Origin of the sequence: Paenibacillus taichungensis, assembly GCF_013359905.1 — a bacterium.
In the GTDB taxonomy this organism is placed as follows: Bacteria; Bacillota; Bacilli; order Paenibacillales; family Paenibacillaceae; genus Paenibacillus; species Paenibacillus taichungensis.
Window position 1 is genome coordinate 125,980 of the sequence record NZ_JABMCC010000096.1, and the last position, 14,991, is coordinate 140,970.

Here is a 14,991-nt window from a genome sequence, read left to right on the forward strand (position 1 = left end):
ATCGTAAGGTTATTCTGTGATCGTAGTGATCATTGTAAATTAATCCGAGGAGGAATTGTACATGGCTAATCAAGACCAGCACACCATGCAAGATCCGACGACACAATATCCGAAGGCAACATCAGATTGGAAGCAGCAGCAGGAGGAGCCGGGGCTTCAACGTGAAATGACTCCTGTACCTGATGCAGGTGAGAAAAGCTATAAAGGCAGCGGCCGTCTGACCGGACGTAAAGCTGTTGTAACCGGAGCAGACAGCGGTATTGGTCGGGCAGCCGCCATCGCTTTTGCCCGTGAAGGTGCGGATGTCGTTCTGGCTTACCTTCCTGAGGAAGAAGCCGATGCGAAGGAAGTGGTCAAGCTGATTGAAGAAGCAGGCCGCAAGGCTGTTGCGATTCCAGGCGACCTCAAGGATGAGAAATACTGCGAAGAACTCATTGAATCTGCTGTAAAAGAGCTCGGTGGAATCGATATCCTCGCCAATGTGGCAGGTAAACAGCAGTTTGTTGAGCAGATCGCCGATCTGACCACAGAACAATTTGATGCAACATTCAAAACCAATGTCTATTCGATGTTCTGGCTCTGTAAAGCAGCTGTAAAACACATGAAGCCAGGCAGCTCCATCATTAACACGTCTTCTATTCAGGCATATAAGCCGTCTCCAATCCTGCTGGATTATGCGACAACAAAGGCTGCAATCAACACCTTCAGCAAAGCGCTGGCCCAGCAAGTCGGCAGCAAAGGCATCCGTGTGAACGTTGTCGCACCAGGTCCGGTATGGACCCCGCTTCAGGTGGTCGGTGGACAGCCCGTAGAGAAGCTTGCTGATTTTGGATCGAATACTCCGCTTGGCCGTGCAGGACAGCCTGCTGAAATGGCGCCGGCGTTTGTGTTCCTGGCGAGCCAGGAATCGAGCTATGTGAGCGGTGAGACACTGAACGCCAATGGCGGTACAGTTAGTCCGTAATTTTGGATATAAAATGGGCCTATGAATCTTAGGTCAGTGATCATAGGCAAGTAAAGCAAAGAACTCCAATCCCGATAAAGGTGAATGGAGTTCTTTGTTGTTATGAACTTTTTCCTGATTATTGCATTACTTCTGATCCGGGTTAGGCTCCAGAATGGCGTAGCTGCCGAGCGTGGCCAATTGAGCTGTATTCAGCAGGGCTTCATCTACCGCAGCGAGGGCTTCGCCTGCAGCTGTCATCAGCTCATCAGAGTCCACAGGTGAGGCAAAACGGAGAATTACCCGATTTTCTCCATTTTTTAGTTCACTCTCAGCCTTCGTTTTGTATTCACTAATCGAAGCGACTTCGAGATCGTTCTGTACATAATAATCGTTCGCATCACTTTCGCCATTAAACAGGGCGAGTTCGGCATCAAGCCAGTAATCCTTATCGGCTATCGTTTTCTGACTTGCAGCCGTCTCATCATTTGCATTGTACAGGAAGTAAGGAATACCGGAATTGGTCAGATTGTTGGTGGCATCTACATGGAACCATTCATTTCCGATTTTCACCTTATTCCACGCATGAGGAACACCACTAGATGCTCCCGTTACGACGATGCTTTCCAGTCCAGACAGATCGGAGAGCAGTTTGTAGACGGAAGCATAGCTGGCACATACGCCAACACCTTTGACAAGAATACCATAAGTGGTAAACGAATCATTGAACTGTGCATCCACATTTTTAAAGTTGTTCTGTTCTGCATTTTCTAATGCTGCATCGTCATACTTCGCGTTATCGTTCAGATAATCGTAGATGGCTTTCCGTTTCTCATCATCCTTCATGCCATCCTTGATGATGGAAGCAACAACCTCGTTTGCTTTGGCGATAATCTCGCTCTGCTTCTTCTGGATGACATCTGCCGACTCATTGTAATGGATCGAAAGGGTAAGTGTACCGTAATTATATTCAAAACCTTCCACACCAAGAATCAATGGATTCTGGTACATTACTTTCAGGACAACATCCGAGAGCGTTGTGAAATTTTGGGCCTCTGGAAAAGCTTTTAATGAGATCTTGTCTTGGGCAGCAACCATGTTTTTAGCCAAAACTTCTTCCAATGCAGAATCTGCATTGATCATTGCATCGCCTGTAGCCGGCTCAGGCACCGTTTCCTGATTGCCTTGTTCTACATTCTGCTGTGTATTGGATTTCTGCTCATCTACCAGATTATCCTCTTCAATTTCGGAAGCTGGATCAGGAGATTCATCGCCAGCCTCGGTGGATGCAGAATCAGTTTTATCTTCTGACGTTCCAGTATCGGTTGTGGACTCCGTAGATGGAGCTTCCACTGCTGGTTCTGTTTCTGCTTCCGATGCAGGCGTATCATGATTGTTGATAATGGTTGGCACATCAGGTGCAGGGACGTATGGTGTGTCATTTTTCGGTTCTACCAGTCCGTTACTGGACTCGGCAACCGTTTGATTATTCAATCTGTCCAGATCTTCTTGAGTGATATTCTCTACGCGTACGTAACTTTTCAGAGCTGTTCCTTTAACGTGAAAAGGAATATTCGTTTCATTGAACTCCGAAATCTCTACGTTGGCGGTATCATAAACAATCGTCTCACGGGCTAAGGAACCATCATTGTACTCAACTGTCGTTTTTTGGGGGAGTACATCTATATTCTTTAATTTCTCCCTATACAATTGTTCTTTCAAAGCTGTTGGTAACTGGGAAGCAAGCGGAGCTGTAGGGACACCTTTGCTAAAATTGGATTCTTTGCCTCCACCTAGTGCAGTGACGTAATATTCTCCTCGTATACCATGGTTCTGATGAGTAGTTATCAGTTCATTATAAGTGCCGAGCCCGCCTTTTCCGTCTCTCAAAAAATCATTGAAAGACGTCTCTGTCGTTACCGCAAGATCTAAAGGCAGACTATTATTAAAAGCATCCTCTGCACCGGTCACAGGCTTGTTTGTATCAAAGGAAGTTAGGTCAGAACGCTCATAAATTTTATATTCGGTTGCACCTTCAACCTTGTCCCAGACCAACTTTAACCGTCTGTCTTTATCAATCTCGTATCTTAGGTTGGGCACAGGTAACTCCGATTTCACTGTAAACGGAATAATGATGGGTTGATTGAGCAGTGTTAGCTTCTCCGCATCCGGATCATAGTTCAGACGAATGTAATAGATAGGGGCACCGCCCCAAGAACTTTGATGCGTGTTATTTAATGAATCGGAGCTTAGTACACCCGATCCAAGAGGCTCAATAGAAACATTGTTGTCATTGATTTCTGATATTGCATAAACTTTGCTGGCTTTGAGTGCTTTAATATCGGTATGTACACTAATAATGTCACTTGCTTGTATACGGCTATTTTTCAGATCTGCTTTGAATTTAAACTTGAATTCTTCATCTTGAGCTACGTTATACATCGGCATAATCGCTTTATTCGATTCAGAGCCGTACTTCTGCTTCAAACTTAATACGCTAGAACCTTCTACTATTTCTGTGGGGTTATTCTCGGACGGACTACTCTCCTTGTCATTGCTCTGGCATCCAGCCAATAACAGGGTGAGCGTAAACATAATCAAAAATAAACGTTTCATGATACACCGCTTTCTCGTTTTTCTCAGTTGTTGCAAAGGCTAATTTCTAAAAAAAATCAAAACACCGAATATTATCATTTCTGGTTAAAAACTATTTTCAAACCTCTTATAAGCAAGACCTCCTATTAATTCCCTAATGTCTTTTGCTAGTCTATGGTCATATAGACTTATTGTCAAGATATGTAATGGTATATTATGACTATATACAATAGAGTGATAATCGTGTATTAGAGTTAGTCAAATTGATCTTTGCGAGAGAGTGAGAATTGTCGAGACTTCTGGTACAATGCATGATAAAACGAAAAATGGAGTGGATCGGATGACGCCAGAACAGATTGTCAGAACTTTTTTTGAAGAAGTGCGCTCGGGTCGCAATCTTGATTATGCCAATACACTGATGGCCGAGCAGGTACTGGCTCACCAGGTGATCTCGGAAGAGGAAGTGACCGTCACAAGAACGCCTTCCGTCTATGCGGATCATGTGAGGGAAATGATTGAGGCGTACGGAGATTTTTCGCTGCAGATTCAGGAGTTGCTTGCACAGGGAGATAAAGTATATGTACGTTGGAGACAAGTGGGTACTCATGTCGGGGAAGTGGATGGATATGCGCCGACCAACCTGCCCGTGATTGAAATGGCGAGTGCGGTATATCGAGTGGAGAATGAGAGAATTGCAGAATACTGGATTCAGATCGACAGGCTGGGAATCGAAAAACAATTGGAGCGCAATCAGAGCTGAGAGCCAGCTCTTTTTTGTTGTTTAAATTGCTTGAAGCCAAAATCTGATCTAGATCAGATTTTGGCTTTCTTGACCCTATACCAGTATGAATAGATTTCCGAGAATCCAAGTTTGGCATACAGTTTTAATGCAGGAGCATTATTAGCAACTACTTGCAGGTAACTGGAGGTAGCACCATTCTCTTTTCCCCAATGCAATAGATGAAGGATCATCTGCTCAGCCAATCCCCGATTCCGAAAGTTAGCGTCCGTAATAATGTCATACAACCCAATATAACCTCGTTCCACCACACCGAATCCACAAGCGACGACTTGTCCGTCGATGAACAGCGAGATGTAACCTGTGCGTGTACGGATGTTGGTCAACATTTGTTCCATCGTTCCCCGATGCAGATCATTTACCTGATTCAGCCTGCAAAAGTGATCCAGCCACTCTCCGGTTAACTGTTCGTCCATTTTTACACCAGAGTGCTCAGGCTCCTTAATAGTTTCCAGGCTCCGAGTCTGGACCCGGCTCAGATCCACAACATCATACCCCTTTTCATGCAAAAGCTGGTCGAGATGATCCGGCTGGATAAACGGTGTAATCTTAAATATGGTACTTAACTGATTGGAAGTATACATTCGCTCGCATTGCTCGATCTTTTCATACACATCTTGGGTAGAGTAGTGAAGGGGTTGAATGGAGTTGGCACGCTTCGTATATCCCTGTGCAAAACGCAGTACCCATCCGTCAAAAAGCAAGCTGGATAAGGGCTGCCAATGGTTGAGGGATAGTTCCTCAATGGTTTTGTAATCCGGATTCGATGTAGGGATCATATCTATCCTCCTATTTTATAATTTATAATAATACATATTAATGAATAAAAATTCAATACGAGATATATAATGTGTCGCTGAACATTATGCATAGAGCTACTGAATAGGTTACAATCTGAATGAATAAATCCAAATTTTGAAATTGAAATATCGGAAGAAGTGGAGCAGGTTATGCTAACTATTGAAATAAACAATCACATCATTAACTGTCATATCGAATATGGGAAACGGAAGAAAGCTTCCATTACGATGGATTTACCCTATATGGTCACAATCAAGGCTCCCAATGGTACCAGCGAAGACATGATCCGGCAGCTTGTTACGCAACATGGGGAAGTGATTTTGACAAAATCAGTTCTGATGCAACAGGCGTTGGACGGTCCTCAAACGAAAGAATATGAAGAGGAGGGCAAAGGGAAGTTTCTGCTCTTTGGCAAAGAACATGCGCTGCATGAGTTAATTGACGTAGAGGGACGTTCGGAAGAGGAATTGCGTGCGAATCTGAAGAAGTTTTATTTTGCCGAGTGTAAGAGAATGATCGGTGAGCGCATCGGCCGTTACCAGCAGGAGTTGAAGGTGAAGCCGAAGTCTGTGGACATCGTCGAATCGGCGACCAAATGGGGAAGCTGCAGTTGGGATAAAAAGCTGACGTTTAACTACCGCTTGGCGATGGCTCCACTAGAGGTGATTGATTACGTGATCATTCATGAGTTATGCCATATCCATCATATGAATCATGATCGCTCGTTCTGGCGCCGTGTGGGCAGTGTTATGCCTGACTACAAAGCCAAAGAGGATTATCTGATGCGAAATGGCAGAGCCATGACGTTGTAAAAATACGCGTACCACGAATGGACGTGGTGGAAGGAGTTCAAGATGTCAGAGAGTACTTCTTTTGATGTGCTGGTAGATGAATATATCGCGCAATTTCCTTCAGATGTACAGGTCAAATTACAATCATTAAGACAGATTATTCGCGATTCCGCTCCCAATGCCGTGGAGAAGATCAGTTACAAGATGCCAACGTATGCAGAGCACGGGAACTTGGTTCATTTTGCAGCGTACTCCAAGCATATTGGATTTTACCCGGGTGCCAGTGGGATCGAAGCGTTTAAGGAAGAACTCTCACGGTATAAAGGAGCCAAAGGATCGGTGCAATTTCCCTTGGAACAACCATTGCCAGAAGAATTGATCCGCCGGATCGTGGAATTTCGGGTGCAGGCCAATGTGGAAAAGGCTAAGGAAAAGAAGCGAAAGAAGTAGTGGATGGTACCGTAAATATATGCATGAATATAAGAGAATGTACGATGATTAACACGGTTTATATGTGACTTCAAAGATTTGAGTATGGAATAATTAGAGCAGATTAGACGTAAAATGCAAAGAGAGCCGTGCTGGTAACACGACTCCTCTGAGCAATAGCCGCTTTTAAGGGCGGTGGGCTTCGGTAACATAAGGGCACGATGAAATAGACCGCGATCCTTTGCTATGGGGGCGGTCTATTTGCGTTTATCGGACAGAATGGCAATGATGAGCGTACCGAAGGTAAGCATCAACATGATTGCTTCAAACACTGTCACAGGGCATCCCGAAAAAAAATAGCTATGTTAAATTCTAATATTGACAAGGTCATCTTACCGTCTGGTAAACGAGACCAATAGCTCCAGAATCAAAGGTCTTATTTTCGATTAGCTTAAGATTGATCTTCTCCTTGATGCCATGGAATAATGGCAATCCCTTACCGATCAGTACGGGAGAAACCGTAATTTTATACTCATCAATTAAATCTAGCTGCATAAGGTGGTGTGCGAACCTAGGACTGCCGAGGATGACCATATCTTTGCCTGGCTGCTGTTTGAGGTTATTGATCTCTTCCTCGATATCTTCTTTCACGAGTCTTGAATTATTCCATTCGACTTTCTCCAACGTCGTGGAAAAAACGATTTTGGCTGTCTTTTCGATCCACTCAGCATGATCCCGTTCATGTTGCGAAGCTGACGGGTCCGAAGGCACAGATGGCCAGTAACTGTGCATCATCTGATAAGTCCCACGTCCCCAAAGGACCGTGTCGGCAGTACTCAGAATTTCTTTCGCGTGTTTCTCCAAATCAGCATCGTAGGAAACCCAGCCAATGTCCATTTCACCATTCGGCCCTTCTACAAAACCGTCAAGCGATGCGTGAAGAAATAGAACGAGTTTTCTCATTTTCAGTTCTCCTTTATGCATGAGAGATATCTAACTATGAACATATTTTTCTTATTCGATGAGGTATCCTCATATTCCTTGTTGTCTATATGAGCATTTTTGAGCACAACTCTGAATTCAGCCTTTTTTCAGGTACAGGCATTATACTATTCCCGAATCCTGTACTGGAAAAGGAGTTTTGGCATGTCTAAGGTGATCCATAAGTCGCTTTATCTCATTCTGCTTGTTTTTGTCGGCGTGTTTATCGTTTCATCCCTGTTTGTCCGGGCGCAGTACAACTACACCTTGTATGGGGATAATCCGATTCTGGATACGCAGCAGTGGAGTATTTTTATCCCGGTGATTGCTTTGCTTCTAGGATCGGGTGTCGTGTTATACCGCCTTTGCCTGAAGCTGAACCAATACAGTCCAAAGGTTGTCATTCCGGTGGTGCTGCTATGTTCTCTGGCCATTCAAATTATAATTATCTTCGTGTTTCCACGAGTGCCTACGGATGATTCACAGACCGTGCTTTCACTCGCGATGAACATGCTTTACGATCAGGATTATTCCTCGTTCGAAACGGGTGGATATCTGCACATGTTCCCGTTCAACTTTTCTACCGTTTTGTACCTAAAGACATTGCTGTACCTGTTCCCGGATAATTATCTGGTAATCAAGCTGTTCAATATTTTGTTTGCAACGGTAACGACATTAATGATTTATCTCATTTATAAACAGTTAAATCATAAGTCCGAAGAACGTGATTACGGGGTTCTAATCTTTGCAGCCACGTATCTTCCAACTCTGTTCCTGAACAACCTGATCTATAACGATGTAATTGCTACGGCATTTCTGACGTCTTGTTTATACTTTTTGATTCGGTTTATACGTGAAAAGTCTTGGCAGACGATCGTCATTGCCGCCATTCTGCTCGCGATTGGCAACTACTTCCGAAGTATTGGCGTAATTGTCCTGATTGCTGCTATATTAACCATCCTGCTGAATATGCGAAGTATTGGATTCAAGAAAATGATTGTCTCCATCTTCGTACTGGCTATGTTGTTTAACGTCCCAGGGTGGACTCAGAATTCGGTCTTGAAATCTTCAGGTGCTGTAAGTGAGCCTGTTGGGGAAAATTCAGCACCGGTCTATATGTGGTTGAACATGGGTATTAATTTGGAACGATTCGGCTTCTGGGACAACATGGAGAGCTACCAGATTTATCAAAGAGAAGCCAACTATAATAAAGCTGAAAGTACAGAACTGTACAAACAGGAGATTGAACGCAAGCTGTCGGAAGCTAGCTTAAGTGACTTGGCCCAGATGTATTACAAAAAGATCATTTGGACCTGGACCGAAGGGACCTACCAAATGGATCGATATGGCATCGGCAACGAAAGCTCTTCGGGTATGGGAGGAGGAAGAGGTGGCGGAATTGCCGGCTCCTACAGTTATACCAATGCGGTAACAGACTTATTCAAGGGAGATTCCGTCTACCGGACGGGGGTGCTTTGGATCGTTTATGTGATGAATTTCATGATGTACTGTTTTATTTTCATTCGTTTGGTCGGTGCAATTCGTGGAAAGCGGTATGACGAAGTCTCTTTGATTCTAGTTATTCTCGGATTTATCGGGTTCTATATTCTGTGGGAAATTAAATCGAGGTATATCTACCCCGTATATCCGCTGCTGATTGTATTGTCGTACATGGGATTTAAAGATGCGTATAATTTCATGTTTCATAGAAAACTTGGCTGGGAACGTCCTTCCCTGAGAAAAGGGTGATCCGTATGCGAAAAAATGGTTATCTCATATCGGCTATGCTCTTGCTGCTGACCTGCTCAGTTTTGCTCTCTGCTTGTGATGTTATTACTGCCCAGAACATTACGAATACCGGTTCTGCACAAGGCATGAACGGTGGCGGAATGATGAATGGCGGTGGCCCGGGCATGAATGGAGGAGCACAAAGGGGCGGAGGGCAAGGTATGAATGGCAGAACAGGCGGTCAGGACGATATGCGGGGGATGATGAATGCCGATCTTACAGGCAAAGTGATCTCTGCCACAGGGAGTACCGTCACGATCTCGTTGCTTGAGGTGGAGGATAACTCATCCACAGGCTCGACTAATGGAAATGGAAGACAACCAGGCGCCTCCAGAGGCGGAAGCATGGAAATGAAAGATACGGGCATTGAAATGAAGTTGGACATCAGTGAGGATGTGGATATCACGGAAGGCATGGGTGCCCCAGGCAACAACCAAAATGCTAATTCATCCCTTCAGGTGTCTGACCTGAAGGAGGGAGATGTCGTTATGGTTTGGTATAAGGAGAATACCGAGACCGTAGAACGAATGGTTGTTACACAGTCTTGATATTCATTGCCTATCATCACTTGATGGAGTATTATGGAAATAACTTGTTTCTCGGAAGGAGTGAGCGTCATGAAACGACGGGCTAAGATGATGCAAAGCGTTACTACAACAATTAAGGTGATTACGAACTGAATAGATCCGGCAGAGCAACGGACATATGGCGAAGCATTTGGAGTCTGCTAATGTGACGATCTGAAGTCTGCCGACATATAGGGATATAACTGCTCATTTTTCCTGGTATGCACGAGGTTTATTTGCTTATGCAAGTAAACCCGTGTATCCAGAATTTTTAAAGCCGCAGGCATAGCCTGCGGCTTTTTGCGCGCAAAAATAGGATCCGGAACGCTTAAAGCGTTCTATATTAAACGACCACTAAGGAGATATGCCCATGTTAAAACTTAAATATTTATTCCACAATAACGATCTCGCCGAGATGATTTTGAAAAACTGGAGTTACGATCCGGAGTCACTGGACATGTTCCAGTATTATCGTATATCCTCCAATGCCGTGTACCCGTTCCGGGATCAAGGAAAGGTTCACTTACTTCGTTTTGCCCCTGTAGAGGAGAAAAATCAAACCAATCTTGCAGCGGAGCTGGAGTTCCTGACCTATCTTAAACTAAACCAATATGGTGTCATGGAAGCTGTACCTTCTCATGCGGGAAAAGAGCTGGTAGAGGCTCATACGCCTTGGGGAACGTATTATGCCTCCGTATTCAAACGAGTTCCTGGTAACCAGATGGGCAGTATCGATATAAATGACCAGATCGTGTACAGCTTGGGTGAGGCATTGGGTAAGTTGCATCGTTTATCTCGTGAATACACACCCAAACAGGCAAAACGCTGGACGTATACCGATGTACTGAATTGGATGAAGGACGTTCTGGGGGAGTTCCCTGGCGAGAATGCGGCGCTCAATGAGGTAGAAGTTCTCCGGGATTATTTTGCAAATTGGCCCATTAACCAGCAGAACTTCGGGTTAATTCATTATGATTTTGAACTGGATAATGTCTTCTATGACGAGGAGAGTCATTCCTGTTACGCCATTGACTTCGATGACGCCATGTACCACTGGTACGCAATGGATGTGGAGCAGACTCTGGATAGTTTACGGGATGAAATTCAGTCGGATGAATGGGAGCAGAAGAAGCGAATATTCTTGCAGGGGTATTGGAAGGAAGCAGGAGACGCCTATGATATGGAGTCGATGTTTCCGGCATGTCGTCGTTTTGCCAATCTGTACGGTTACGTACGTGTGCTTCGATCTGGGGCAGAACAATGGGCAAATGAGCCGGAGTGGATGAGTGGATTAAGAGCAAGGCTGGATAAAGCGATGACAGTGAAAGCAAAGCAGTTTGGTCACCAGCAGCCCCTCCAACTACCGGCCAAATGATCCTCATTACATTATCAGCAAAGATGATTGAGCTTAAATCAGGCCTCTGCATAAGCGCAACGAAATAATGATTGATTTTTTATTCATCTCCATTGTAACATTAGATTAAGCGCTATACCTTTTATTAAAACATCAATGTTGGATTACATGGTCAAGTGGAAACCGGCAATTCGTTTCACCAATTGAATGAAGAGGACGGTCATAACGAACATGGACGACAAAAAGTTAATTATCTTTTTTGACAGCGGCGATACCATTGTTGATGAATCGACCGAGATTCGGGACGAAGAGGGAATTGTTCTGAGTGCGGATCTGATTCCGGGTGCGGATATCACGATTCAGAAGCTTCATGAAAGAGGGTACACGCTGGCCCTGGTTGCAGACGGCGATGCACAATCCTTCAAGAACGTATTTAAGCAGCATGGACTTCATGATTATTTTAGCGCAATGATTATTTCGGAAAACATTAAAGCCAGCAAGCCAAGCCCGCGGATGTTTAAGGCAGCAATTGGTGCCCTTGATTTGTCCGAAGAGGATTTTTCAAGAACAGTGATGATTGGCAATAACCTGAGTCGTGATATGAAGGGAGCCAACGCACTTGGCATCACCAGCATCTTTCAGAGTTGGACGCCGCGTTATCCCCATGAGCCGGTGGATGAGACAGAACGTCCGACTCACACAGTCGGTGAACCGCTGGAGCTGCTTGAACTTATTGAACGGCTAAATGCCGAAGTCAAATAAATAAAATGTTTGCTTGTATGCCCGTGAGCAGAAGGATAGAATGTCATTCAACCTTCTGCTCACGGGCTATTTTTACTTTTTTACATGAGAAAATGATAGAATGATCGTAAAATCCGGAACTGGGGTAGGTGTTCACATGGAGGAACCACATCGGAAGCCGTTGTTGTACTTGCAAACTGCCGATTTGGTGATGGAAGAAATCCGTAACCGGAAATTGCAGCCACATGATCCCGTGCCATCAGAAGGCGAGCTCGCCAAACTGTATTCTGTCAGCCGTATGACAGCCAAGCTTGCACTGCAAATTTTGGAGAAACAAGGTATTGTCTATCGGTTGGCGCGGCGGGGGACATTTGTGTCGGGTGACTATTTGGGCGGCCCGGGTAAGGAGTCATTATCGGGGAATGTAACTACAGACAAGAAGCTTATTAAGCGAAAAATTGCTCTGTTGTTCCCCAATATGGATGATTATGTAGCCAGAATTATAGCATCCGTTGAGCAGGAAGCACGTAAATCCGGGTGCCAGCTGCTCATTCGGATCACTACGGATAAAGAGGATGAGAGTTTCTCCCTACAAGAATTGTACGAGGAAGGAATCGATGGAATTATTCTGTATCCAAGGGGACGAACACGCTGCAGTGAAAAGGTGCTGGAGCTTAATCTGCTGAATTATCCATTGGTGATCATCGATCGAATCTTTCGTGAGGTCAATATTGATTGTGTGTATCATGACCATTATCAGGGAGCCTACAACTTGACGGAATATTTGATCAATAGAGGACATTGGGAAATTGGGTATATCTCTATGCCGTTTGATGGAGTGACGAGCCGCGAGGACCGCTATAAAGGCTATGTACAGGCCATGCTGGACTATGCACTTCCCGTCAACGGTCGTAACATTTGCCTGGATTGCGCAGAGGATTACATGCTCAACCTGAATGGAGCGAATCTGCAACTCAAGGATTTCATTCAAAGTAATCCCGCAATGACAGCCGTAGTTTGTGCGGATGATTATATCGCGACTTCTTGTTTGTACACGGCCTTATCCATCCACAAGCAGGTACCCGAGGAACTGTCCATCATTGGTTTTTCCGACATCCAGTTGGCGAGTCTACTGCCCGTGCCACTGACTACGGCAAGGCAAACCACAGAGAAGCTTGGACAGGCAGCAGTGAATTTGCTGTGCAAACGTATGGAGAATTCCCGAGAAGGGGCGTTATCCATCAAGGTAAACACAACCATCATCGAACGAAGCTCCGTACGTAATCTTAATCAATAAATGTCGATCTGGTTCCGCGTTATTTAAGCCAATTCAAGCCTTCCTTATCTCGTTTTAATGATAAGGAAGGCTTTTATATGTCAGTAACATACGATGATTGTTATCCAATTCAAACTCAATAATACACAATTTGTTATGTATCTCACCGTTTTATGCAAAAATATTGTAAATAATAGTAGTTATATGAAGTTTAATTGGAGAAAAATTTACATTTATATCATTGTATATGTCAATGACATATATTAGTGTGAAGGTATGCCACATATCTTTCAAGGATGAAGGGAGGATTTTCCGGAAAGCGCTACCATACATCCTGGGAAATGACCTGCAGAGCCAAAAGAAATGAACGTACGAACGTTGGCAATAAACGAAATCATTATTCGAAGAGGAGCCCGAATATGACAATCAAATCCTTGCTTGCAGCTTCGTTCTTGGCAGTATCTCTTTTCTTTCCACTGGCACAGCCCGCGCAGGCGGCAGAGGACAATGCCGTAACGGTTTACCAGGATGGAGATTTTGGAGGCAGCTCCCAACCGTTTGGGGTTGGCCAGTTCAATGTGAATCAGCTTAATGTGGTTGGTAACGACAAAATATCTTCGGTAAAGGTAGCTCCGGGATATCGATTGACCCTGTATCGTGACAAGGATTTCTCCGGTGACACCAAAACGCTGACCGGCGATGCGGGATGGCTTGATGATTTTAACGACGCGACCTCCAGTCTGAAAGTAGAGAAGATCGGAGGCCCCAATAAACCAGTTCTCGCATACTCCAATTCACCTTATGGAGGTTTTGAGCAGCAGTTTGATATTGGCAGCTATAATGTGGATGAACTGAAGGCTGGAGTAGGCAATGATGCCATCTCTGCACTTCGGATAGCCCCAGGGTATAAGGTCACATTGTACAAAGACTACAATTTCGCTGGATACTCCAAGGTTCTGACTGCAGATGCGATCTATGTTGGCGGGGATATCAATGATTCGGTTTCTAGCCTGAAGGTTGAAGCCATCTCGCCGCTCGACACCACCTCGGTTGCCGTTCCGGGTAACGATTACAGTGACACAGCCAAGCGTGAAATATTGCAAACCTTTGCTCCTAAAATCTGGTTTGCCCAAGGCGAAGTTTATTTTCCATCCTCGGTAGAACACACCCTGCCTTATGTGGATCGTTATGTGAATCCAGGTTCAGGCTTATATGAATTCAAGACCAAAACGGAGTTGAATCCATATACCCTGAAACTACCGTATTTTACGGGCGATCTGGCTAATGCACCAATCTATGCGTTTTGGGTGGAGAAGGAGTATAACAATGTCGATCTGGTATATTTCCAGTTCAGTCCCTATGATCTTGGGAAAACAGTGTTTGGCACGGAAGTGGGAGATCATGTCGGAGATTGGGAGCGGGTCACGGTCAGATTGGCCAAGTTCACTGATCAGAACAGTAACTATGTGAAGCCGGTTCAAGTTTACTATGGCGCGCATTCTTTCGGTACAACCTATTCGTGGGCTGAAGTGGACAAAGTAAACAATACACATCCTGTCGCTTATTCAGCGTTTGGTTCCCATGGGATGTGGAAAGATCCTGGCAATCATGTCTATCAGGAACTCGTCGTGACCCAATTGATTGATGTGACGAATCAGGGAACGGCATGGGATACCTGGAACAATATCCAGGCTTTTCAGTATTATCCGAATACTCGAACAGGCAATGGTCTGGGAAATGCTTGGCCATCATGGCTGGATAGGGATTACAGTAATCCGAACAGCTTGTCTGTCTATAAATTCGGAAATCCGTCCCAAGGCTCCTTCTTTGGTCAGCCTCTACTTGCAGGAGGACCAACAGGACCGCAGGAAAAAGGCGCATTAACGAATGATGTTATTTTAGATTAGGCGATGATTAACGAGGGGAC

The 14,991-nt window shown here is 44.7% G+C and carries 14 protein-coding genes; 10 read left to right on the forward strand and 4 right to left on the reverse strand.

Going from position 1 to position 14,991, the window contains the following annotated elements; genetic code table 11:
* The first annotated feature begins 61 nt into the window (after window positions 1-61).
* On the forward strand, window positions 62-964 hold the full coding sequence (locus HP548_RS04185; protein WP_024631293.1) for an SDR family oxidoreductase: 903 nt from the start codon (window positions 62-64) through the stop codon (window positions 962-964).
* A 126-nt stretch (window positions 965-1,090) separates the two neighbouring features.
* On the opposite strand, the gene HP548_RS04190 is transcribed toward HP548_RS04185, so the two are convergent.
* Window positions 1,091-3,559 (reverse strand): transglutaminase domain-containing protein, encoded by a 2,469-nt coding sequence (locus HP548_RS04190; RefSeq protein WP_175380984.1) that lies wholly within the window; start codon window positions 3,557-3,559, stop codon window positions 1,091-1,093.
* A 319-nt stretch (window positions 3,560-3,878) separates the two neighbouring features.
* Here HP548_RS04190 and HP548_RS04195 point away from each other — a divergent pair, with 319 nt between their 5' ends.
* Window positions 3,879-4,298, forward strand: coding sequence for an ester cyclase (locus HP548_RS04195; protein WP_063567144.1), 420 nt, complete (start codon window positions 3,879-3,881; stop codon window positions 4,296-4,298).
* Window positions 4,299-4,351: 53 nt separating this feature from the next.
* On the opposite strand, the gene HP548_RS04200 is transcribed toward HP548_RS04195, so the two are convergent.
* A complete protein-coding gene (locus HP548_RS04200) occupies window positions 4,352-5,116 on the reverse strand; it encodes a GNAT family N-acetyltransferase (RefSeq protein WP_175380985.1) in 765 nt (254 codons plus the stop codon).
* Window positions 5,117-5,287: 171 nt separating this feature from the next.
* On the opposite strand from HP548_RS04200, the gene HP548_RS04205 reads away from it, so the two are divergent.
* Window positions 5,288-5,950 carry a M48 family metallopeptidase gene (locus tag HP548_RS04205; protein WP_175380986.1) on the forward strand — a complete coding sequence of 221 codons (663 nt, stop codon included), beginning with the start codon at window positions 5,288-5,290 and terminating at the stop codon, window positions 5,948-5,950.
* 42 nt (window positions 5,951-5,992) lie between these two features.
* Window positions 5,993-6,379, forward strand: a complete 387-nt coding sequence (locus HP548_RS04210; RefSeq protein WP_076291650.1) for an iron chaperone — start codon at window positions 5,993-5,995, stop codon at window positions 6,377-6,379.
* 236 nt (window positions 6,380-6,615) lie between these two features.
* On the opposite strand, the gene HP548_RS34065 is transcribed toward HP548_RS04210, so the two are convergent.
* Both HP548_RS34065 and HP548_RS04215 read right to left on the reverse strand, forming a co-directional pair.
* On the reverse strand, window positions 6,616-6,696 hold the full coding sequence (locus tag HP548_RS34065) for a putative holin-like toxin (protein ID WP_371121679.1): 81 nt from the start codon (window positions 6,694-6,696) through the stop codon (window positions 6,616-6,618).
* A 49-nt stretch (window positions 6,697-6,745) separates the two neighbouring features.
* Window positions 6,746-7,321, reverse strand: a complete 576-nt coding sequence (locus tag HP548_RS04215; RefSeq protein WP_076291651.1) for a dihydrofolate reductase family protein — start codon at window positions 7,319-7,321, stop codon at window positions 6,746-6,748.
* Window positions 7,322-7,504: 183 nt separating this feature from the next.
* Between HP548_RS04215 and HP548_RS04220 the strand changes: the two genes are divergently transcribed.
* From HP548_RS04220 to HP548_RS04245, 6 genes are all read left to right on the forward strand, one after another.
* Window positions 7,505-9,088: a glycosyltransferase family 39 protein gene (locus tag HP548_RS04220; RefSeq protein ID WP_175380987.1), complete on the forward strand. Its 1,584-nt coding sequence runs from the start codon at window positions 7,505-7,507 to the stop codon at window positions 9,086-9,088.
* Window positions 9,089-9,093: 5 nt separating this feature from the next.
* Window positions 9,094-9,675 (forward strand): hypothetical protein, encoded by a 582-nt coding sequence (locus tag HP548_RS04225; protein ID WP_175380988.1) that lies wholly within the window; start codon window positions 9,094-9,096, stop codon window positions 9,673-9,675.
* A gap of 388 nt (window positions 9,676-10,063) precedes the next feature.
* Window positions 10,064-11,068 (forward strand): phosphotransferase enzyme family protein, encoded by a 1,005-nt coding sequence (locus tag HP548_RS04230; RefSeq protein ID WP_175380989.1) that lies wholly within the window; start codon window positions 10,064-10,066, stop codon window positions 11,066-11,068.
* 210 nt (window positions 11,069-11,278) lie between these two features.
* On the forward strand, window positions 11,279-11,809 hold the full coding sequence (locus HP548_RS04235) for an HAD family hydrolase (protein WP_175380990.1): 531 nt from the start codon (window positions 11,279-11,281) through the stop codon (window positions 11,807-11,809).
* Between the two features lie 100 nt (window positions 11,810-11,909).
* On the forward strand, window positions 11,910-13,085 hold the full coding sequence (locus HP548_RS04240) for a GntR family transcriptional regulator (protein ID WP_246317918.1): 1,176 nt from the start codon (window positions 11,910-11,912) through the stop codon (window positions 13,083-13,085).
* 398 nt (window positions 13,086-13,483) lie between these two features.
* On the forward strand, window positions 13,484-14,971 hold the full coding sequence (locus tag HP548_RS04245; protein ID WP_175380991.1) for a Vps62-related protein: 1,488 nt from the start codon (window positions 13,484-13,486) through the stop codon (window positions 14,969-14,971).
* Window positions 14,972-14,991: the final 20 nt, after the last annotated feature.

Bases quoted from the DNA above. Each gene is read 5' to 3' on its own strand.
- HP548_RS04205 (WP_175380986.1), top strand. From the start codon at position 5,288: ATGCTAACTATTGAAATAAACAATCACATCATTAACTGTCATATCGAA.
- HP548_RS04225 (WP_175380988.1), top strand. From the start codon at position 9,094: ATGCGAAAAAATGGTTATCTCATATCGGCTATGCTCTTGCTGCTGACC.
- HP548_RS04195 (WP_063567144.1), top strand. From the start codon at position 3,879: ATGACGCCAGAACAGATTGTCAGAACTTTTTTTGAAGAAGTGCGCTCG.
- HP548_RS04230 (WP_175380989.1), top strand. From the start codon at position 10,064: ATGTTAAAACTTAAATATTTATTCCACAATAACGATCTCGCCGAGATG.
- HP548_RS04185 (WP_024631293.1), top strand. From the start codon at position 62: ATGGCTAATCAAGACCAGCACACCATGCAAGATCCGACGACACAATAT.
- HP548_RS04215 (WP_076291651.1), bottom strand. From the start codon at position 7,321: ATGAGAAAACTCGTTCTATTTCTTCACGCATCGCTTGACGGTTTTGTA.
- HP548_RS04240 (WP_246317918.1), top strand. From the start codon at position 11,910: ATGATCGTAAAATCCGGAACTGGGGTAGGTGTTCACATGGAGGAACCA.
- HP548_RS04200 (WP_175380985.1), bottom strand. From the start codon at position 5,116: ATGATCCCTACATCGAATCCGGATTACAAAACCATTGAGGAACTATCC.
- HP548_RS04235 (WP_175380990.1), top strand. From the start codon at position 11,279: ATGGACGACAAAAAGTTAATTATCTTTTTTGACAGCGGCGATACCATT.
- HP548_RS04245 (WP_175380991.1), top strand. From the start codon at position 13,484: ATGACAATCAAATCCTTGCTTGCAGCTTCGTTCTTGGCAGTATCTCTT.
- HP548_RS04210 (WP_076291650.1), top strand. From the start codon at position 5,993: ATGTCAGAGAGTACTTCTTTTGATGTGCTGGTAGATGAATATATCGCG.
- HP548_RS04220 (WP_175380987.1), top strand. From the start codon at position 7,505: ATGTCTAAGGTGATCCATAAGTCGCTTTATCTCATTCTGCTTGTTTTT.
- HP548_RS04190 (WP_175380984.1), bottom strand. From the start codon at position 3,559: ATGAAACGTTTATTTTTGATTATGTTTACGCTCACCCTGTTATTGGCT.